This is a genomic window from Stomatobaculum sp. F0698, from assembly GCF_030644385.1.
Lineage (GTDB): Bacteria > Bacillota > Clostridia > Lachnospirales > Lachnospiraceae > Moryella.
Window position 1 is genome coordinate 771,580 of record NZ_CP130060.1, and the last position, 19,339, is coordinate 790,918.

Sequence of the window (19,339 nt, forward strand, 5' to 3'; positions counted from 1 at the left end):
AAGCAAAAAATCCGGCCGCCCGGCATAAGAGGGCGCGCCGGATTTTTTTGGCAAAGGCAGTCGGCGGCAACTGTGCTATGATAGAGTCAGCGTTTCATAGACATCAATCATAGCATTGAACATGAGGAGACCGAGACATGGAACCCAAACTTCATTTAAAGCCCTATCTCAAGCTGTATCTTAAGAGCGGCGCAAAGATTGTCATAGAACTTTGGCCGGAAGCGGCCCCGAATGCCGTGAACAGTCTGATTGATGTGGCCTCTCACGGCTGGATGGATCGGCATGCGATTCAGCGTATTGCGCCCGGCAAGTGGGTGGATCTGAGTTACAATGCATACGGACACGAGGAATGCCGCTATCTGATTCCGGACGAATATCGGCTGCACCCCGAAATCGATCCCCTGACCCCGCGCCCCGGCGTCATCTGTATGGGAGGCTACGATGAAGCCGGCCTTGCGAGCTCGGAAATATTCTTTCCGCTGAAAGACTTCCCGGAGTTCCGCGGAATATATCCGGTGCTCGGCGAGGTGATTGCGGGGATGGATGAGATACAGCGCATTGCGGAACTCCCGACCCGCGAAGTGATTTATCCCGGTACCGATAAAAAAATCCTAGAGCCCGCGGAGCCCCAAATCATTGAGCGGGCAGAGCTCGAGCTTTTCGGAGAAACGTATCCCGCGCCTGTGCGGATGGAAAAGCAGGACTTGCCGCCTTGCTGGCGCTGAGACATCGTCGAAAAGACAGTGACTTGGTTATGCACAGCGGCCTCGTTTCGAAGCGCTTATGATAGAACATTGTGTTGTAAATCAAAATTCCCTGAAGTACTTATATTCGCGAGTACTTCAGGGGATTTTTGTATATGTCTATAGCTTTCGTTGCTGTAAACGTTGAAGCCGTATGTGCAACGAATTGAGCGAAGCTGAATGGGGAGATCAGTGTGATGAGGAAGGGCGGTTGCAGGCAGTATCTCCTTTATCGCCGCACTCACGACTTGCATTGCGCATTTTGGGAAATCGCAGCGCCATAGTCGTACCCCTGTCGCTGCTGTCCTCCACCCAAATCTCCGCGCCGTGCAGCGAGACAATCTCCCGCACAAGGGCCAGGCCGAGCCCTGCGCCGCCGTATTGACGGCTCCGCGATTTATCCACGCGGAAAAAGGGCTGAAAAATGCTCTCGCGATACTGCGCCGGTATTCCTGTGCCGCTGTCCGCAACGCGAATTTCGATACAGCCCGCCTCTTCGCGCACGGAGAGATGTACGCTGCCGTTCGGACGGTTATAGCGTATCGCATTTTCGCTGAGATTAAAGAGCAGGCGGTAAATCAAGGTGTCACTGCCGATCAGCATTGCATTGCCCTCGTAGATAAGTTCAATGTTCTGTTTTTCCGCGAGCGGCGTGAGATCGGTGCAAAGTTCTTCCATCAGGGGTCCCAGTTCTATCCTGTCCTCACAGGGAACGGAGCGAAGCTCGCTCAGTTCCAGGAGAGTCTTACTCATTTCCGCCATGCGCTCGGTTTGCTCTCCGAGCAGGCAAAGAAAGTCCGCGGTTTCGGCATCCGCATTCGGGTGCTCGACGGAAAAGAGCTCAAGCTTTGCCTGCATGAGGGCAAGCGGTGTTCTGAGTTCGTGGGCGGCATTGCCGGTAAACTGTTTCTGGGCGCGAAAACCCTCGTCGAGTCGGTCCAGCATGCGGTTAAAGGCTTCGCGGGAGCGGCGAAACTCTGTCGGGACATCTGCGGGGAGTTTCATGTTCTGATCGGAGAGATTGTACGGTTCTATTTTTTCGAGCCGCGATGCAAACTCACGGAGGGGGCGCAGCGCCTGTCCGCTCACAAAATAGGCGAGCGCCGCACTTAAGAGCGTTACCGCGGCGGTGATGAGCCAATTACTCGCGGTAAAGGCGGCCTGTGCACCGTCGATCACGATGACCAGATCGGAGTTCGGTGCGAGCATTGCCGTATCCGGGAAATCAGAGGTATTTTGTGCCGCATCGTTTCCCGAAACCGTTTCGCTGTAAGCGGAGATCGAAGTGCCGATGCGGTCCATATAGTGTCTGCCGGAGTAGCCGAGTAAGAGGCTCATGCTGATGCAGGCTGTGGCAATGAGCAGCGCTGTCATCAGTGTGATGCGCCACTGCAAAGAGAGACGTTTCATTCTGCGGCCTCCGTGAGCACGTAGCCCTCGCCGATGCGGTTTACGATCGGGTCGCAACCGAGCGCAGCGCGCAGTTTTTTGCGGAGAGTGGAGATGTGGACGCGAATCGAGTTACTGAAGCGGTCCGCATTGCTGTCCCAGACATGGTCCAGTAATTCCTCCTGACTGACCGGACGTCCCCGGTGGAGTAAGAGATATTCGAGGATACCGAGTTCTTTCTTGGTGAGTGCAATCGGTGAATCGGCGACACGCACGCTTCGCGTCTTACTGTCAAAAGAGAGTTTTCCGCAGGAGAGCAGAACCTCATGCTGCGTGAACTGTCTCAGGGTCAAACTTCGGATTCTGGCCTCGAGCTCGGCGAGGTGAAAGGGTTTTGCAAGGTAGTCGTTCGCGCCGGCATCGAGCCCGGCAACCTTGTCCGTGACTTCACTCCGCGCCGAGAGAATCAGGACGCGCGTCTCGCGGTCGTACTTGCGGAGCGTTCTGAGTACAGTCATGCCGTCCGCGCCCGGTAAGTTTAGGTCGAGGACAATGAGATCGAAACGCTCGCTTTCCAGCAGTTCTAAAGCTACGTTGCCGTCAAAACAAAAATCCACGCTGTAGGCGAGGCGGCGAAGACTTTGGACTATGGTCTCACAGAGCGCGCGCTCATCCTCAACGACTAAGATATGCATAGGAAACCCTCCCTCCGCATGTATGGATTCGAATTCAAGGATTCATATTCAATAGAAGTCTTCTTAAGTTGTATCACAAGAAGGCATAAAATCCGCGTTAAGTTTTCTCTTAACAGAGATTTTACACGCCTTTCGCTACAATGGGTACAAACGAAAGGAGGAATTGCGGTGAAGCTCTCAAAGAAAACAATGTTGCAAGCGGTTTTATTGCTCTCTTCGGTCGCAATGATATGCTTCGGTGCCTGGCGCGGGGAGGCAGATACCGTGCTGAGTAAGGCAATACGACTCTGTCTGGAGTGTGTCGGCATTGGATAGAAAATGGATACAGGCGGCGGCCGCCTTGCTCACCAACATTCATCTGCCGAACTTTTTGAAGGGGAGCATCTATCAGGGCAAGGGAAAACTTGCCTGTGCGCCCGGTCTCAATTGCTATTCCTGTCCCGCTGCCTCGGGTTCCTGTCCGATCGGTGCGTTTCAGGCGGTCGTCGGGAGTTCTAAGTTCAGCTTTTCCTACTATGTGACAGGTATCCTGATCTTTTTCGGCGTGCTGCTTGGGCGCTTTATCTGCGGCTTTCTATGTCCCTTCGGCTGGTTTCAGGAGCTGCTCAATAAGTTGCCGGGGAAAAAGCTGTCGACCAAAAGGCTGCGTCCTCTCACTTGGATTAAATACGCGGTGCTGCTCATTATGGTCGTACTCCTGCCCGCACTTGCGGTCAATGATCTCGGCATGGGAGAGCCCTTTTTTTGTAAGTACCTCTGCCCGCAGGGTGTCCTTGAGGGAGCAATTCCGCTCTCTATCGTGAACACGGGGATACGCGCGGCGCTCGGCAAACTCTTTGCTTGGAAGTTCGGCATTTTGATTGGCTTTATCCTACTGAGCGTCTTCATCTACCGCCCGTTTTGCAAGTGGATATGCCCGCTCGGTGCTTTCTATGCCTTGCTGAACAAGGTCTCTCTGGTTGGCATGCGGGTGGATGAGAGCCGCTGCATTACCTGCGGAAAATGTGCGCGGGCCTGCAAGATGGATGTCGATGTCACAAAGACGCCGGATCACAGCGAGTGCATACGCTGCGGCATGTGTGTTGATGCCTGCCCGACCGGTGCGGTGCATTTCCGCTGCGGCTTCGGCGCAGGAAAAACAATCGAAAACAAAAAAATGAAAATCAATCGGGAGGAAGCAAAATGAAAAAAGTAAAACTGTTGACCGGAATCGCGCTTGCACTGACGGTGGGTAGCCTGGTTGCCTGCGGCGGAAAGAAAACAGAGGCGGCTAAAACAAGCGAAGCCGGAACAAGCGCGGTCGCACAGGCAGGCGGAAGCCTGAACGACACAGCGAGCACGGATCTTGACACGCTCTTAAATCTGGAGGTCGATAACACCGAGGCCGCCATGGCGCTGCATCAAAAGCTCATGGAGACGGAGAACGACGTACTGATAGAGAATAAAGCACTCTGGGAAAAGGTGTTCCTCGCGGCGGATAAGGGCATGGCCATGGTAGAGGACGGTAGTAACTACGGGGACTTCCTCTTAAAGACGATTGATAACGCAAAGGATCAATTCAGCCAAGAGGAACTGAAAACCCTGCGCGAGGGCGCGGAGAAGATTCAAAGGATTGAGGGGAAGCTCACGATTTTGGAGCAGAAGTACCCGGAGTGCGGGGCGAAGCCGGATAACTGCGATGTCAGTGTTCCGGCGGAAAACGGCAAGCCTGTCTCGGATAGCTCCCTCGGCAGCTTCCCTGCTTTTGAAGGCCAAGATTTAGACGGCAACGCGGTGGAGAGCGGCGAACTCTTCGGCGGAAACACTGTGACGGTTGTGAACTTTTGGTTTACGAGTTGCCGTCCCTGCGTGGAAGAGCTCCCCGCACTGGATGCGTTGAACAAGCAGCTCGCGGAAAAAGGCGGCGCCGTAGTCGGCATCAACAGTTTTACGCTGGACGGCGACGCGGCAGCGATTGCGGAGGCAAAGGATGTGCTTGCGAAGAAGGGAGCGAGCTACCGAAACCTTCGCTTTGATACGAACACGGATGCGGGAAAGTTCGCGATGGGCATTTACTCCTTCCCGACCAGCTATGTGGTCGATCAAAAGGGCAATATTGTGGGAGAGCCCATTGTCGGCGCAATCACGGATAAAAAGCAGGCGGAGCGCCTCAATCAGCTGATTGAGCAGGCGCTTGCAAGCGCAGAAAAATAAGCGCATCGGGAACAAGCGAAGTTCTCAAAGGGCAGAAATGCCACAAAAGGAGAAAGAAGAGAAGATAAGCGGACATTCGGTCTTTGAAACGGCCTGTCGCATGGTATAATTTCGTTGACGCGGTTCCTTTGCGGAATTTGAGAAAACGAGGTTGCTTTGCGATGGGCTTTTATTTAGGTGCTTTGTTATTTGTGGGGATGACGCTGGCTTGCGCCTTTATGGTGCCGGTCGTGTATCTTACACTTCGCAATGCGGTGCTTGCGGAGAGAGAGGTGCCGGGCTGGGTTTATAAGCTCGGACATGCGGTGCACGGTCGCGGAACGGATCACTATGAGGACTTGACCACGCCGGGAGCCCTCCGAGAGGCGAGACTGTTTCTGTTCGGCATTCTCATGGGCAATCTTCTGGTCATAGCCTACAAATATCACAGCGGGCTCAATCTCTATGCGGCAATCTACTTCGCGCTGCGCGCGGAATTTGGCATTGTCCTTGTGATGCGCATTCTCGTGGTACAGGGAAAAAATCTTTGGTGGCTGTTTCATCGCCATGAAGAGATACATTACTATTCTGCCTCCATGGCGGTCTGGGGGACGACATTTTTTACCGCTTTTCTCCTCATGTTAACTGTTAGCATAACGGGAGTTCCGGCGCCGCCGCTTCGGGTACAGATTGCGGGGAGCACACTGACACCTGGTATGAGCCGCGGAAAGGACTTGCTTGCCGCAGGGTTTTCGCTTGACGGAAATAGCGCCGATACGGAGGTGGAATACGCGGAGATTAAGGGAGTCTATGATTATAAAGCGCTCACGATGGAACTTCGGCGGGACGGAAAGCGCTACGGCAGGGTCAGGCTGGTGCCGGACGGAAAGCCGCAGGCCAAGCTGAAAGACTGCGTGCTGGTTTCCTGCTATTTCACGCCCGAAGACGAGGGCTTTTCGGAGATTGCCGTGCAGGGGAAGAAAATTGCGGAACTGAGGGCGCAGGATTTTCAGAAGCAGTCCCCCACGGAGCTGTTTGCAATCGAAGCGCCGGATGTGAAGGAATCGGTGCAAGCGGATTTTGTGATTCTGAGGCTGCAGACCGAACCCTACACGCTCTTTACGAGCTATGCACTCGAAGCGAGCTTTACCATGGAGGGAGAGCCGCTGCGCTACAAGGTTCATGCGGATCAGACTCGCTGGGAATGAGCGAGAAATTTCGAGGGCCAAGCCTTGATTTAAGAAACGGATGCTACTCTGACGGGTGGCATCCGTTTTCCGTTCAAACGATCGGGAAATTTCCGGAGATAAAAGTCATCTGTCGTATCGTCTAAAATCAGGGACAAGAATACTTAAATTTCGGCAAATGCATAAGTTGACGGAGAATGAAATAAACTGCTAGTATCTAAGGCACAAGTTACTGTGTTGCGCGCTTGATGAGCGCGGTTTCCTGCCACGGCAGAGAAAGGATACTATGTCAGAAAAAGCACTGACCGGACTCGGCTGGTTTGCAACCTGTGTATCCGTCATGATGTATGTCTCCTATATTCCGCAGATTATGAACAATCTGCACGGAATGAAGGGAACCCCGATTCAGCCCCTGGTCGCGGCAATTAACTGCACGCTCTGGGTCACCTATGCGCTCCTAAAGAAGAATCGCGATTATCCGGTCGCGATGGCGAATGCGCCGGGTATCATTTTCGGCCTGATCGCGGCGATTACGGCGATTATCTGAGTAAAACAACAAGTCCTTTGTCATCGGCAAAGGACTTCTTTTTAAAGTGAAAAATTGTATACAAGAGAGAAAGAAAAAGGGGGAACAGCGTATGCGGAAAAACGAGAGACAAGAGCTGCCGACAACCGGGGACAAGGGGCAGGCGGAGGCAGCGGCGTCAGGGGAAACAAAACAGACGCCCGAAGCGAGAAATCAGGGCATCGTAAGAACAAGTATAATCGGCATTATTGGCAATCTGTTTCTCGTGGTATTCAAGGGGGCTATCGGACTCGCTTCCAATTCCATCGCAATTTTACTTGACGCCGTCAATAACCTGACCGATGCACTGTCCTCGGTCATCACAATCGTCGGTGCGAGAGCTGCGGCAAAAGAACCTGACCGGAGCATCCGCTCGGGCACGGCCGCATTGAATATCTGAGTGCGCTGTTGGTGGCAGCGCTGGTTCTCTATGCGGGCTTGAGTTCACTCGTCGAGTCGGTCAAAAAGTTGCTGCACCCGGAGACGCCGCAGTACAGTGCGGTCGGTCTCGTCATCATCGCGGTGGCGGTGCTCGTGAAGGTTCTGATGGGGCAGTATGTCAAGCACCGGGGGAAACAGCTGAATTCGGACGCGCTGGTCGCCTCGGGTTCGGATGCCTCGTTTGACGCGCTGCTCTCGGCGTCCGTGCTCGCGTCCGCGCTCATCTTCCTCCGCACCGGCATCTCCCTCGAGGCCTATGTGGGAACCTTAATCTCGGTGATGATTGTGCGGTCCGGCTACGGCATGGTATGCGATACCCTCGATGAGATTCTCGGCAAGCGCCCGGACACGGAACTCGTCCGGAAGATCCGTGCACTCATTATGGAGGAACAGGTTGTAATCGGGGCCTACGATCTCTTTATCACGGACTACGGCCCGGAGCGCCGCTACGGCGTGGTGCATCTCGAGCTTCCGGACACGATGACCGTCGAAGAGGTTGACGCGCTGACCAGACGCATCAAGAAGCGCGTCAAAGAGGAGACCGGCATCCGCATCAGCACCATCGGCGTCTATGCCCACAATACCAAAGATCCGGCGGCCGCGGAGATACGCCATACGGTCGAGCACATTGCGCTCTCGCATGCTTGGATTTTGCAGATCCACGGCTTTTATGCGGAGCCCGCAAAGAAATATATGCGCTTTGATGCCGTGGTGGATTTCACCAAGAGCAGGGCGGATGCGGTCGATGCCTTGCGGTGCGAAATCGAAGCCGCGTACCCGGGTTACCGGGTCGATATCACCCCGGATGCGGATGTTTCCGACCTCTCGAGCTGAGGGAAGCACTTGCAATTTTTACGCTCTTCGGGTAAAATGTAATAAATTCGTAAAGAATAGAGCCGAAGTCGGCAGAGTCGAGAGGATAGGAATGAAAAAGAACGTGGGTACAGGGAAAAAGGTAGTTACGGCAGTGTTGCTCAGCGCTGCGATTGTTGCCGGCAGCTTCGCTGCGTTCGGCGCAAAGAAGAGTGCCTATACCTTCCAGAGCGGCGGCGCAAAGATTACCTGTGGTCAGAGCGCAAAGGGAGCGCTCAACTCACTCGGCAAGGCAGATAAGGTAATTGTGCAGGAGTCCGTGCAGGGCAACGGCAAGGAGAGAATATACAGCTTCAGAGGCTTTGAGCTCTGCACCTTGAGTGAGAACAACGGTGCGCAGAAGGTGCAGTCCATCTGCATCCTCGACAAGAACGTCAGTACACCGGAGGGAATACGCCTCGGTGCGACGCGCGAGGCGGTCGAGAAGGCGTACGGAAGAGGCTACCGCGAAGAAGAAGGCGTTCTCTACTATACGCTCGGTGATACCGAGCTCAAGATTTACTTGACCAACGATGTGGTCGACGGCATTGAATATCTCATAGCAGATGCATCGTAACGGACCCGGCGCTCGAAAGGGCGCCGGTTTTTTCTGTGTGGAAACAAAGTTGAAAAATTAGCACTCAAAGCTTGACACTGCTAATAACTAATGTTATAACTGCTTTTGTTGAGAAGACAAAGCGAAAAGCGTTTAACGTTTATTAAGGAGGCATTGTATTATGAAGCTGGTACCGTTGTTTGACCGTGTCGTGCTGAAGAAGATGGTAGAGGAAGAGACCACCGCATCCGGAATCGTACTGCCGGGTCAGGGCGACAAGGAGAAGCCGGGTCAGGGTGAGATCATTGCAGTGGGTCCCGGCGGCCTTGTGGACGGCAAGGAAGTAAAGATGCAGGTTAAGGCAGGCGACAAGGTCCTTTACTCCAGATATGCGGGTTCCGATGTGGAGCTCGACGGCGTGAAGTATGTCGTCATCAAGCAGAGCGATATCCTTGCGGTAATGGAATAAGAGAACGGACAGAAGGAGAGTGGAATTATGGCAAAGGAAGTTAAGTTTGGCGTTGAGGCGAGAGAAGCGCTGATTCAGGGTGTCAATGAGCTTGCAAACGCGGTTCGCGTTACCATCGGCCCGAAGGGCCGAAATGTTGTGCTGGACAAGGCTTACGGTGCACCGCTCATCACGAACGACGGTGTGACGATTGCGAAGGAGATTGAGCTGGAGGATGCGTTCGCAAACATGGGCGCTCAGCTCGTCAAGGAAGTTGCAACGAAGACCAATGATGTCGCAGGTGACGGCACGACAACCGCAACCGTTCTTGCGCAGGCAATGATCAATGAGGGCGTGAAGAACATTGCGGCAGGTTCCAACCCGATTGTGCTCCGGAAGGGCATGAAGAAGGCTTGCGACAAGGCTGTCGAGACCATCAAGGCAATGTCTCAGCCCATTTCCGGCAAGAAGCAGATTGCGAGAGTCGCTGCGATTTCCGCTTCGAATGACGAAGTCGGCGAGATGGTCGCAGACGCTATGGAGAAGGTCACGAACAACGGCGTCATTACAATCGAAGAGTCCAAGACCATGAAGACCGAGCTCGATTTGGTCGAGGGCATGCAGTTTGACCGCGGCTATATCTCCGCTTACATGGCAAACGATGTCGAGAAGATGGAGGCGACCCTCGAGGATCCGTACATCCTGATTACCGACAAGAAGATTTCCAACATTCAGGAAGTGCTCCCGCTGCTCGAAGAAGTTGTAAAGAGCGGTGCAAAGCTCCTCATTATCGCAGAGGATGTCGAGGGTGAGGCACTCACGACGCTCATTGTGAACAAGCTTCGCGGCACCTTCAATGTGGTTGCGGTCAAGGCACCGGGCTACGGCGACAGAAGAAAAGAAATGCTGCAGGATATCGCGGTTCTGACCGGCGGTACCGTAATCAGCGAGCAGCTCGGCCTTGAGCTCAAGGATGCGAGAATGGCTCAGCTCGGCCGCGCTAAGTCGGTCAAGGTCACGAAGGAGAACACCGTGATTGTGGACGGTCTCGGCAAGAAGGCCGATATCGACGCGAGAACCGCGCAGATTAAGGCGCAGCTCGCAGAGACCACGTCCGAGTTCGACAAGGAGAAGCTCCAGGAGCGTCTGGCAAAGCTCTCCGGCGGTGTCGCGGTGATTCGCGTCGGCGCAGCAACCGAGACCGAAATGAAGGAAGCAAAGCTCCGCATGGAGGATGCACTCAATGCAACGAGAGCAGCTGTCGAAGAGGGCATTGTCGCAGGCGGCGGCACGGCGTACATCAACGCATCGAAGGAAGTGCAGAAGCTGGTGGACAGCCTCGAGGGCGATGAGAAGACCGGCGCAAAGATTGTCATGAAGGCACTGGAGGCTCCGCTCTTCTACATTGCGGAGAACGCGGGCCTTGAGGGCGCTGTCATTGTGAACCAGGTTAAGGAGAGCAAGAAGGGCATCGGCTTCGACGCTTACAACGAGGTCTATGTCGACATGGTCAAGGAGGGCATTCTGGATCCGGCAAAGGTGACCAGAACGGCACTCGAGAACGCGACCAGTGTTGCGAGCACCTTGCTCACGACCGAGTCTGCGGTTGCGACCATCAAGGAGCCCCAGGCGGCACCGGCAATGCCGGCAGGCGGCATGGGCGGCATGATGTAAAAGAGCCGCTTCGGCAAAACGAAAACAGAAACAAAGAAAGCGGGCAGTTCGGAAATTCCGAGCTGCCCGCTTTTTGCGTCATAGGACAAGAAGAGTTGATAGCCTCCTCCGTAGCGCTTGCAGAATCAAGTTAGCGGCACCAACTCATTTTGTCCGCCTAACCGAATTTTGATTATGTTGTGGTTGCAGAATGCGAGTGGGAAATCTGTTCCCTGTATTTTCCGGGTGAGATGCCAATCTCTCTGTGAAATACAGTGATGAAATAGTTGTAATCGGGATAACCGCATTGGTAGGCGATTTCTGAAATAGAAAGGTCGGAATTCTCGGTCAGCAGTACCTTTGCCTTTTCAAGACGCATATGCTGAATCTGCTTGGCAGGACCACGCCCGTAATTCTGCTTACATAATTCGTAGAGTCGTGTTCTTCCTATTTTGAAGTGGGAAGCAATTTCTGCAGACGTAAGATCTTCAGTGAAATGCTCTTGCAAGAAGGTATCTAAACTGACGGGAAGTTTTTCCTGATGAAGAGAGACCATGCGCTCCATACATAAATAAATTCCGACCGCTGAGAGAATCTTTGTTGCGGATTTGATGTAGTCCTCGGATGTTAAGGGACGTTCCCAGCAAGCTTTTTTGAGTGCAATGTAATCGACATCTAATTTCTTCGTGTATTCTTTGATTTTCTCCCAACCTTCTTCTCTGGTTTGATAACTGAATACATGGCCTAGAAGAAGGTAGCCTACTACCAGATTACCGATGATAAGAGGAGAGATGCTTTCTGTCATGCCGGCATAGCAACGATAGGTGTAGGTATTTTTTGTCCTTGCAGCATAAGAACAGGAGCGGGCATCGCACTCACGGCATTCGTTGTATCCGTTCGGCGCAGCACGCAGAATCCGGCAAAACGAGGGAAGGGATTCGGGATAAGAGGCGAGTTCGTTAAAGTTTTCATCAAAAACACAGGTTCGAATCCTGGTCAATGTGTAGAAATCCCTCAGTAGATTATGGAGTTTTACTAGGTCAAATGTCGAAATCATATGCAAATATCTCCTGCAACCATTTGCACCATTATACAATAGCAACGAACAAAAACAAAGTTTTTAGAACGCTTATGTATATATTAACCTATAGAGGCTGGGTAGAATACAAGTACAAGGTTCCGTAAATAAGAAAGGAGGACAGCTAAATGTTAGTAACATTAAAGGATATGATGGGAATTGCGGAAAAAGAGGGCATCGCAATAGGCGGTTTCAATACGCCTAACCTTGCGTCCTTAGAGGCTGTAATCGGCGCTGCGGAAGAGGAGAAATTACCGGTAATCCTGATGTTTGCGGAGTGTCATGATGAATGGGTATCTCTGGATCTCATCGGTCCGGCAATGCTGAATGCGGCAAAGCAAGCAACTGTCCCCGTCTGTGTCCATCTGGATCACGGAGAACATTTGGAGTATTTAAAAAAAGCGCTCGAGCTTGGTTTTACGGGGATTATGTATGACGGCTCCGTACTGCCGTATGAAGAAAATGTAGCGAACACAAAGAAAGCCGTAGAAATGGCCCGCGAGCACGGTGCTTCGGTGGAAGCGGAACTGGGCTCCATGGGGAGACGTGAGTCGGGAGCCAATGATCGAAGCGGTGATTGTGATGAAACGAAGATTTACACAGATCCGGATTTGGCTGCGGAATTTGTCTCTGCAACGGGGATAGATCTCTTGGCTTGTTCGTTTGGCACCACACACGGCATCTACTTGAAAGAGCCTAAATTGGACTTGGGAATCGTACGAGGGGTAAGAAAAGCCACGAATGACATGCCGGTGGTAATGCATGGCGGCAGCGGAGTGAGCCGAGATGACTATCACGCTGTGATACAGGCCGGAGTAAGAAAAATCAATTACTTCACCTATATGGACAAGGCCGGAGGATCGGGAGCAAAAAAACACCTCGATGGTCTTGCGCCGGATGCGCCGCAGTTCTATTCTTCCGTCTTTTTAGCAGCGAGAGATGAAATGAAGGAAAATGTCAGACATGCAATCAGGATGTTCGCATTGAAAGAGTAAAGGCAGGTAGGCACGACTATAAAGTTGTGATTACAGATTCGACGCATGGTGACAAGAGAGTAGGAGGATAGTCATGGACAAGAAGAAAGTAACATTTGCACTTGCTTTTTGTAATCGTGGATTCATGCCGGGAGAGCTGATTTACGCTGCACGAGAGGAGCTGATTCAGGCAGTCCAAAATGCCGGGTATGATTATATCGCCATGGATCCGGAGGCAACAAAGTTCGGTGGAATTGAAACCCGAGAAGAAGGTGCCTTATATGCGGAATGGTTGAACAATCATCGGGGACAGTTTGACGGCGTTATTTTCTCTATGCCGATTTTTGCGGATGAGAACGGCGCAATCGCAGCTTTACAGGACGCCGGAGTACCTATTCTGATGCAGGCTTATCCGGACGAATTGGACAAAATGGACTTTGCGCATAGAAGAGATGCGTATTGCGGTAAATTTTCGGTGACAGATGTGTTTACGCAGTACGGCGTTCCTTTTACCTGCTTACAGCCGCACGTTGTCCATCCGCTGTCGAATGCATTTGCAAAGAATCTCAAGGATTTTGCGGCCATCTGTCGTGTTGTGAATGGAATGAAACGATTCAATATAGGATGTATCGGCGCAAGAACAACGGCGTTCAAGACAGTGAGATTTGATGAAATCACACTTCAAAAATACGGAATCAATGTCGAGTCCTTCGATTTGTCGGAGTTTTTCTTCAAGGTAGGGAAACTGGATGATAACGACCCCGTTGTCAAGGATAAGATTGGGGAGTTGGAGAATTATACGGACTTCAGCAATGTACCCGAGACAAATAAGAAGAATCTTGCGAAGTCTGCCGTGGTTCTGGATCGTTACATCGCAAAATACCGATTGGATGCGCTCGCGCTTCGGTGTTGGAATGAATTTGAACAGGTGTTACGTATCTGTCCTTGCGTGTTGCTGTCCTACTTAAACGACAAGGGGATTGTAGCTTCGTGCGAGATCGATATGTGCTCGGCATTGATGATGCGAGCAATGACTCTGGCATCGGAACAGCCGACTGCGGTTCTGGATTGGAACAACAATTACGGAGATGACCCGGATAAGGTAGTCCTCTTCCATTGCGGACCGGTGGCACAGAGTTTGATGACTGCGAAGGGACAGGTCACCAATCACAAGATGTTTGACAAGACAGATCCGGGCAGCGGCTGGGGAACGAACGAGGGGCGAATCAAAGCATTTCCGACGACAATTTCCAATTGCCAGACGAAGGACGGAAAAATCGTCACCTATGCTTCCGAGGGCGAATTCACAGAAGACAAAATACCGGAGGAGTTCTTCGGATGTGCCGGTGTGTGCGAGATTCCTCACTTACAGGATAAGCTGCAAAGACTTGCATACGGCGGATTTAAACATCACACCTCTGTCGGCGTAGGTCATATGCGCGAAGTACTTCACGAGGCATTCGTTAATTATCTTCATTACGAATGGGTGGATATCGATCACGGGACCTACTGATTTTTCGAAACAATCTATTCAGCGAGGCTTCGCGGAAACGCATAGGCGCTAAAAGCAATGGTCTCAACACAAAGCGGAGATCGAAAGTATCGAATGAAATTTGAGCTTCCTGTGAGGTGAATATGAAGATTGCCGGGGTTGATATAGGAACAACAGGATGTAAATGTACCGTGTTTGATGCGGTCGGAAAGTATTTGGGGCGGGCTTATCGTGAGTATCCTGTGAATAGAAATGACAACGGACACGAAATCGACGCAAACTTGATACTTAGCGCAGTGTTTGAAACCATTGCGGAAATGGCAAAGCAGTATCCGGACATTGCCGGAATCGGAATCACGAGTTTCGGTGAAACCTTTGTAATGACCGATGTGCAGGGAAATCCCTTGCATAAGGCGATGTTGTATACCGATCCCAGGGGGGAGGAACAGAAACTGTCGTTGGTCGACGCACTTGGCAGTCACGAGATGCAGAAAATTACCGGTGTAAAGCCGCATGTCACTTACTCGTTGGCGAAGATGATGTGGGTGAAAGACAACATGCCTGAAGTTTACGACCATGCAGCACACATTTTCTTAATGGAAGATTTTGTGGTCTATCATCTAACGGGGGTTGCGCAGATTGATTACTCATTGGCATCAAGAACACAGGCCTTTGATATTCGCAATCTATGTTGGAGCAAGGTTATTTTTAATCAGGCTAAAATCGATATGTCTAAAATGTCAAAGCCCGTGCCAACGGGGACATCGGCCGGAACAGTTACGATAGAGAAGGCAAGAGAACTTGGACTCAAGCCTGATACCATTATTGTGAATGTTGCTCATGATCAAGTGGCGGCTGCCATCGGAGCAGGTGTATTCGAAGGTACACTTGCGGCGGACGGGGCCGGTACAGTTGAATGCATGGTACCGGTGTATGACAGTATACCTGACATGGAGGTGATGTATGAGGGGAATTATGCAGTGGTACCCTATGTCATTCCGGGGAAATATGTCACGTATGCCTATTCTTATACGGGCGGTGCACTGATTCAGTATTGTGTGGATACGCTGGCCGACAAAGAAAAAAAGCAAGCAGAAGCAGAACAAATCTCGGTTTATGAACTCTTGGAAAAACAGTATATCGAAGCAAGAGGAGATGTTCCGGGTGACTTGCTGGTACTCCCGCACTTTGCAGGAGCGGCAACACCGTATATGGATGCGGGATCAAAAGGAGCAATCCTCGGACTCACCATGGACAGCAAGGTTTTTGATATTTACAGGGGATGTATGGAGGGCGTGGTATATGAGATGCTTGTTAATTTCGAGCTTCTCACCAAAAGTGGCATAAACTGCAAAAGAATGGCAGCAACAGGAGGCGGTGCAAAATCTCGCACGTGGATGCAGATGAAGGCAAATATCCTGAATATTCCCATTACGGCATTGTCGACCGTAGATGCGGGAACTGTGGGGGCGGTCATGTTGACCGGAATTGCCATAGGTGCTTTCCGAGACTTAAAAGATGCAGCAGAGCATATGGTACAGGAGACGGTTACTTATCAGCCGAATCGAGAAATGCATGACTTGTACAGGAGTAAATTTGAGCTCTATGCAAAGCTCTATGATGCGGTAAGGCCGCTTGTGGGAGGTGAAATGTGAACTCATATTTAGGTCATGAGAGCCAGCTATACGGTATTGAGGAACATAGGCTTATCGGTGGTAAGGGAGACGGGATGCGCCTGTTTCAGATTCACAACGGAAAAGGGCTGGATCTCACCGTTTCACCGGATCGGAACGGAGACATCACAAGACTTCGCTATAAAGGCATGAATATGAGCTATCTGTCCCCTTCAGGCTATGTGGCGCCTGCCTATTATGACAGTCTGGGAACAAACTGGCTTAGCAGTTTTACAGCGGGGTTTCTTACCACTTGCGGACTCAATAATGTCGGCACACCGAACACAGATCGGGGTGAGGTTCTGCCGTTGCACGGTAGTATTGCCAATCTTCCGGCAGATTACAGCTATTGGACAAAAGAGGAAAGCGGAAGCGATGTTTATCTGGTTGTGCGTTCGGTAACAAAGGACGAGAGCATCTTCGGCAGAAAGTTATGTCTGCATAGGGAAATCAGGGTCAGCACGCAAAACAACGAGTTTTGTATCAAGGACGTCATTGCGAATACCGGAGACAAAACCGAGCCTTATGAAATTCTTTATCATATGAACATGGGCTACCCGTTATTGGATGAAGATTCGGTCATAGAGATTCCTTCCGTCGAGGTTACGCCCAGAAATGATCGGGCTGCCAAAGAAATTGCGCGCTGGATGCATATGCAGAAACCGACTGCCGGTTACGAAGAATGCTGCTATTACCATAAATTCGAAGACAAAGCAGGACGTGCAAAGATATATCAGCCGAAACTCGGATGTTCCTTGGAAATTACTTTCGATGCGGAAAAATTGGACGGATTCGTCGAGTGGAAGATGATGGGAGTGCGTGATTATGTCTTGGGTTTGGAGTGTGGGAACTGTTATCCGGACGGACGCGATGTGATGCGTAAGGAGGGAATGCTCAAATTCTTAAGCCCGGGACAGTCACAGGCGTACGAAGTTCATATCCGTCTCAGGGATGAATAATGTCAAGCGATAACAATATAAAGCAAGGTAAGGGTATGCAAATACATACCGATGAGCAGGATGCGATGTACGGAGAAATAGGAGGGCTAAATAAGAAGGTAAGCCGTATATTCCTTGGCACGGCGATTAGTCCTTTTCTGGACGGAAAGGAGGCGGATGATTTGCTGGATCAAATGTATGCCTTGGGTATCAATGCGTTTGATTCGGCAAGGGGATATGGATTATCGGAGAGAGTGTTGGGGCATTGGGTAAAACATAAGAAGAACCGCGAGGAGGTGGTGATCTTAACAAAGTGTGGGAATGCCACACCGACAGGCACAGTTCATATCGACAGAGATGTGATGACAAATGAGTTGAAGCGGTCGTTGTCAGAACTGGGGACGGACTATGTGGATATTCTGCTTTTACACCGGGATGATGCGAACACACCGATTGCCGAATATCTGGAGACCTTTAACGACTTTGTGAGAGAAGGAATTATCAAATCATTCGGTGTATCCAATTGGACCGTAGAGAGAATTCAAGAAGCAAATGCATATGCTGCGGAACATGGTCTGTGTCCGTTTAGCCTTTCCAGTCCGAATTTTGGACTGGCAGAACAGGTAAACGATCCATGGGGAGGTAACTGTGTCACGATTTCCGGTCAAGGAAACAAAGAAGTGCGAGACTGGTATTCCCGAACGAACATGCCGGTGCTTGCATATTCCGCTTTGGGACGAGGGTTTTTCTCGGGACGGTTTGAAGCCGGAGATTATGAAACCGCCAAGTCGGTTTTAGATGCTTATGCGCAGAAGGGGTATCTGTACCCAGTGAATATGGAACGTCTTGAACGATGCCAAATATTGGCTGAAAGACGAAGCTGTTCCGTGGCACAGGTGGCCATGCGTTACATTTTTTCTCATTCGATGAACGTATTTGCGGTTGTATCTACGACAAGCCCGGACAGGATGAAGCTGAATCTTGAATCGTCCAAGTTAAAACTCACTCAGGAAGAGCTGAGATTCCTTGAGACGGGTACTAGATAGTCAGTGCTGAGGGTGAGAATGTGGTTTTTCTATGAAAAGTAATGCTCAAATACAATTTTTTCAAGGAGGGAAAGACACATGAAGGCAAAGAGAATCATCAGTATTGCGACGGCAGCTATGCTTACGGTTAGTTTAATGGGGTGCGGAAACTCATCTTCCGCAGGATCCTCGTCGGATACGCAGGCGGCATCCGACCAGAGTCAGACCACAGGCAGCGTCTCCGGCGGAAGTGTCGCGAATAAGGATAAACCGATTGCGTGGTTTAACAAACAGCCTTCCAACAGTACGACCGGAGAGTTGGATATGCAGGCGTTACACTTTAACGACAAGACCTACTATGTCGGTTTTGATGCCAATCAAGGTGCGGAGCTACAGGGCGAGATGGCATTAGACTATATCAAAAAACACGCTAAGGATATAGACCGGAACGGAGACGGCATTATCGGATATGTACTTGCCATCGGAGATATCGGACACAATGACTCGCTGGCTCGTACCAGAGGCGTTCGGAAAGCTTTCGGTACCGGAATAGAAAAAGATGGACTCATTAACCCGGACCCGATCGGAACCAACACGGACGGAAGCTCACATATCGTAAAAGACGGTACCATTGAAGTAGACGGTAAAACCTACGTAATCCGAGAGCTGGCTTCGCAGGAAATGAAGAACTCGGCGGGAGCAACATGGGATGCCGCTACCGCGGGAAATGCAATCATCACGTGGAGTGCTTCCTTCGGAGATTCGATTGATATGGTTGCTTCGAACAACGACGGCATGGGAATGTCGATGTTCAATGCGTGGAGCAAGGAGAAGGGAGTTCCGACTTTCGGTTACGACGCCAATGCAGATGCGGTTGCGGCAATTGCGGATGGTTATGTTGGGACAATCAGTCAGCACGCAGATGTACAGGCATATTTGACACTAAGAGTTCTGCGTAACTCTCTGGACGGCGTAGATATAAGCTCCGGAATCAGCAAGCCTGACGAGGCGGGGAATGTTCTCTCCGACGAAGTTTATCGCTACGATGAAGATACCCGCTGCTTTTATGCACTCAACGTGGCAATTACACAGGAAAACTACAAGGAGCATATGGATTCGACCAAAGTATATGAGCCGGTCAGCAAGCAGTTGGATGTGACAAAGCACGCCACCAAGAAGGTTTGGTTATGTATTTATAATGCTGCGGATAACTTCCTGGGTTCCACCTACCAGCCGTTGTTGAAGCAGTACGATGACATTCTGAACCTTGATGTAGAATATATCGGTGGTGACGGTCAGACTGAGTCGAATATCACGAACCGCTTGGGCAATCCGAATCAGTATGATGCTTTTGCAATCGACATGGTGAAAACTGACAACGCAGCGTCTTATACCGCATTGCTGAGCGAGTAAAAGAATAATGAAATGAAGGGCTTGCCGGGGGATCCCGGCAAGCCC

Annotated in this window: 18 protein-coding genes and 1 pseudogene; 16 read left to right on the plus strand and 3 right to left on the minus strand. The window is 51.1% G+C overall.

Annotated elements, in window-relative coordinates; genetic code table 11:
* Positions 1–137 precede the first annotated feature (137 nt).
* The gene (locus QU660_RS03655) at positions 138–725 is read left to right on the plus strand and encodes a peptidylprolyl isomerase (RefSeq protein ID WP_304946978.1); all 588 of its coding nucleotides are present in this window, start codon (positions 138–140) and stop codon (positions 723–725) included.
* Between the two features lie 207 nt (positions 726–932).
* Here QU660_RS03655 and QU660_RS03660 read toward each other — a convergent pair whose 3' ends face one another.
* Positions 933–2,153 (minus strand): sensor histidine kinase, encoded by a 1,221-nt coding sequence (locus tag QU660_RS03660; RefSeq protein ID WP_304946979.1) that lies wholly within the window; start codon positions 2,151–2,153, stop codon positions 933–935.
* Positions 2,150–2,827 (minus strand): response regulator transcription factor, encoded by a 678-nt coding sequence (locus tag QU660_RS03665; RefSeq protein WP_304946980.1) that lies wholly within the window; start codon positions 2,825–2,827, stop codon positions 2,150–2,152. The genes QU660_RS03660 and QU660_RS03665 overlap by 4 nt, the downstream gene beginning before the upstream one ends.
* A 189-nt stretch (positions 2,828–3,016) precedes the next feature.
* Here QU660_RS03665 and QU660_RS03670 point away from each other — a divergent pair, with 189 nt between their 5' ends.
* The 9 genes and pseudogenes from QU660_RS03670 to groL all read left to right on the plus strand — a co-directional run bounded on the left by QU660_RS03670 (position 3,017) and on the right by groL (position 10,722).
* Entirely contained in the window at positions 3,017–3,142 is a 126-nt protein-coding gene (locus QU660_RS03670; RefSeq protein ID WP_304947221.1) for a CD1871A family CXXC motif-containing protein, read from the plus strand.
* The gene (locus tag QU660_RS03675) at positions 3,135–4,013 is read left to right on the plus strand and encodes a 4Fe-4S binding protein (protein ID WP_304946981.1); all 879 of its coding nucleotides are present in this window, start codon (positions 3,135–3,137) and stop codon (positions 4,011–4,013) included. The genes QU660_RS03670 and QU660_RS03675 overlap by 8 nt, the downstream gene beginning before the upstream one ends.
* Positions 4,010–5,020 carry a TlpA family protein disulfide reductase gene (locus tag QU660_RS03680; protein ID WP_304946982.1) on the plus strand — a complete coding sequence of 337 codons (1,011 nt, stop codon included), beginning with the start codon at positions 4,010–4,012 and terminating at the stop codon, positions 5,018–5,020. Before QU660_RS03675 ends, QU660_RS03680 begins: the two co-directional genes overlap by 4 nt.
* Before the next feature lie 161 nt (positions 5,021–5,181).
* Positions 5,182–6,207, plus strand: a complete 1,026-nt coding sequence (locus tag QU660_RS03685) for a hypothetical protein (RefSeq protein ID WP_304946983.1) — start codon at positions 5,182–5,184, stop codon at positions 6,205–6,207.
* A 265-nt stretch (positions 6,208–6,472) separates the two neighbouring features.
* On the plus strand, positions 6,473–6,733 hold the full coding sequence (locus QU660_RS03690) for a SemiSWEET family transporter (RefSeq protein ID WP_304946984.1): 261 nt from the start codon (positions 6,473–6,475) through the stop codon (positions 6,731–6,733).
* A gap of 91 nt (positions 6,734–6,824) precedes the next feature.
* Positions 6,825–8,026: pseudogene (locus QU660_RS03695) on the plus strand (cation diffusion facilitator family transporter).
* A gap of 91 nt (positions 8,027–8,117) precedes the next feature.
* Positions 8,118–8,621: a hypothetical protein gene (locus QU660_RS03700; RefSeq protein ID WP_304946985.1), complete on the plus strand. Its 504-nt coding sequence runs from the start codon at positions 8,118–8,120 to the stop codon at positions 8,619–8,621.
* 160 nt (positions 8,622–8,781) lie between these two features.
* A complete protein-coding gene (locus QU660_RS03705) occupies positions 8,782–9,069 on the plus strand; it encodes a co-chaperone GroES (protein ID WP_009533715.1) in 288 nt (95 codons plus the stop codon).
* Positions 9,070–9,096: 27 nt separating this feature from the next.
* Positions 9,097–10,722: a chaperonin GroEL gene (groL, locus tag QU660_RS03710; protein WP_304946986.1), complete on the plus strand. Its 1,626-nt coding sequence runs from the start codon at positions 9,097–9,099 to the stop codon at positions 10,720–10,722.
* Between the two features lie 172 nt (positions 10,723–10,894).
* Here the strand turns inward: groL and QU660_RS03715 are convergent, their stop codons facing one another.
* Positions 10,895–11,758 (minus strand): PocR ligand-binding domain-containing protein, encoded by an 864-nt coding sequence (locus tag QU660_RS03715; protein WP_304946987.1) that lies wholly within the window; start codon positions 11,756–11,758, stop codon positions 10,895–10,897.
* A 149-nt stretch (positions 11,759–11,907) separates the two neighbouring features.
* Here QU660_RS03715 and QU660_RS03720 point away from each other — a divergent pair, with 149 nt between their 5' ends.
* The 6 genes from QU660_RS03720 (at position 11,908) to QU660_RS03745 (ending at position 19,294) form a co-directional block, all read left to right on the plus strand.
* Positions 11,908–12,774 (plus strand): class II fructose-bisphosphate aldolase, encoded by an 867-nt coding sequence (locus QU660_RS03720; protein ID WP_304946988.1) that lies wholly within the window; start codon positions 11,908–11,910, stop codon positions 12,772–12,774.
* A 73-nt stretch (positions 12,775–12,847) separates the two neighbouring features.
* Complete coding sequence (locus QU660_RS03725) at positions 12,848–14,266, plus strand: L-fucose/L-arabinose isomerase family protein (RefSeq protein WP_304946989.1); 1,419 nt, start codon at positions 12,848–12,850, stop codon at positions 14,264–14,266.
* A gap of 122 nt (positions 14,267–14,388) precedes the next feature.
* Positions 14,389–15,900 (plus strand): FGGY-family carbohydrate kinase, encoded by a 1,512-nt coding sequence (locus QU660_RS03730; RefSeq protein ID WP_304946990.1) that lies wholly within the window; start codon positions 14,389–14,391, stop codon positions 15,898–15,900.
* Complete coding sequence (locus tag QU660_RS03735) at positions 15,897–16,877, plus strand: aldose 1-epimerase family protein (RefSeq protein WP_304946991.1); 981 nt, start codon at positions 15,897–15,899, stop codon at positions 16,875–16,877. The genes QU660_RS03730 and QU660_RS03735 overlap by 4 nt, the downstream gene beginning before the upstream one ends.
* A complete protein-coding gene (locus QU660_RS03740; RefSeq protein WP_304946992.1) occupies positions 16,877–17,902 on the plus strand; it encodes an aldo/keto reductase in 1,026 nt (341 codons plus the stop codon). The genes QU660_RS03735 and QU660_RS03740 overlap by 1 nt, the downstream gene beginning before the upstream one ends.
* 78 nt (positions 17,903–17,980) lie before the next feature.
* Positions 17,981–19,294: a substrate-binding domain-containing protein gene (locus QU660_RS03745; RefSeq protein ID WP_304946993.1), complete on the plus strand. Its 1,314-nt coding sequence runs from the start codon at positions 17,981–17,983 to the stop codon at positions 19,292–19,294.
* Positions 19,295–19,339 lie beyond the last annotated feature (45 nt).

Excerpts from the sequence above, each read along its gene's own strand:
- QU660_RS03665 (WP_304946980.1), bottom strand. The coding sequence starts at position 2,827 with ATGCATATCTTAGTCGTTGAGGATGAGCGCGCGCTCTGTGAGACCATA.
- QU660_RS03740 (WP_304946992.1), top strand. The coding sequence starts at position 16,877 with ATGTCAAGCGATAACAATATAAAGCAAGGTAAGGGTATGCAAATACAT.
- QU660_RS03720 (WP_304946988.1), top strand. The coding sequence starts at position 11,908 with ATGTTAGTAACATTAAAGGATATGATGGGAATTGCGGAAAAAGAGGGC.
- QU660_RS03715 (WP_304946987.1), bottom strand. The coding sequence starts at position 11,758 with ATGATTTCGACATTTGACCTAGTAAAACTCCATAATCTACTGAGGGAT.
- QU660_RS03690 (WP_304946984.1), top strand. The coding sequence starts at position 6,473 with ATGTCAGAAAAAGCACTGACCGGACTCGGCTGGTTTGCAACCTGTGTA.
- groL (WP_304946986.1), top strand. The coding sequence starts at position 9,097 with ATGGCAAAGGAAGTTAAGTTTGGCGTTGAGGCGAGAGAAGCGCTGATT.
- QU660_RS03730 (WP_304946990.1), top strand. The coding sequence starts at position 14,389 with ATGAAGATTGCCGGGGTTGATATAGGAACAACAGGATGTAAATGTACC.
- QU660_RS03700 (WP_304946985.1), top strand. The coding sequence starts at position 8,118 with ATGAAAAAGAACGTGGGTACAGGGAAAAAGGTAGTTACGGCAGTGTTG.
- QU660_RS03745 (WP_304946993.1), top strand. The coding sequence starts at position 17,981 with ATGAAGGCAAAGAGAATCATCAGTATTGCGACGGCAGCTATGCTTACG.
- QU660_RS03680 (WP_304946982.1), top strand. The coding sequence starts at position 4,010 with ATGAAAAAAGTAAAACTGTTGACCGGAATCGCGCTTGCACTGACGGTG.
- QU660_RS03725 (WP_304946989.1), top strand. The coding sequence starts at position 12,848 with ATGGACAAGAAGAAAGTAACATTTGCACTTGCTTTTTGTAATCGTGGA.
- QU660_RS03685 (WP_304946983.1), top strand. The coding sequence starts at position 5,182 with ATGGGCTTTTATTTAGGTGCTTTGTTATTTGTGGGGATGACGCTGGCT.
- QU660_RS03655 (WP_304946978.1), top strand. The coding sequence starts at position 138 with ATGGAACCCAAACTTCATTTAAAGCCCTATCTCAAGCTGTATCTTAAG.
- QU660_RS03670 (WP_304947221.1), top strand. The coding sequence starts at position 3,017 with ATGTTGCAAGCGGTTTTATTGCTCTCTTCGGTCGCAATGATATGCTTC.
- QU660_RS03660 (WP_304946979.1), bottom strand. The coding sequence starts at position 2,153 with ATGAAACGTCTCTCTTTGCAGTGGCGCATCACACTGATGACAGCGCTG.
- QU660_RS03705 (WP_009533715.1), top strand. The coding sequence starts at position 8,782 with ATGAAGCTGGTACCGTTGTTTGACCGTGTCGTGCTGAAGAAGATGGTA.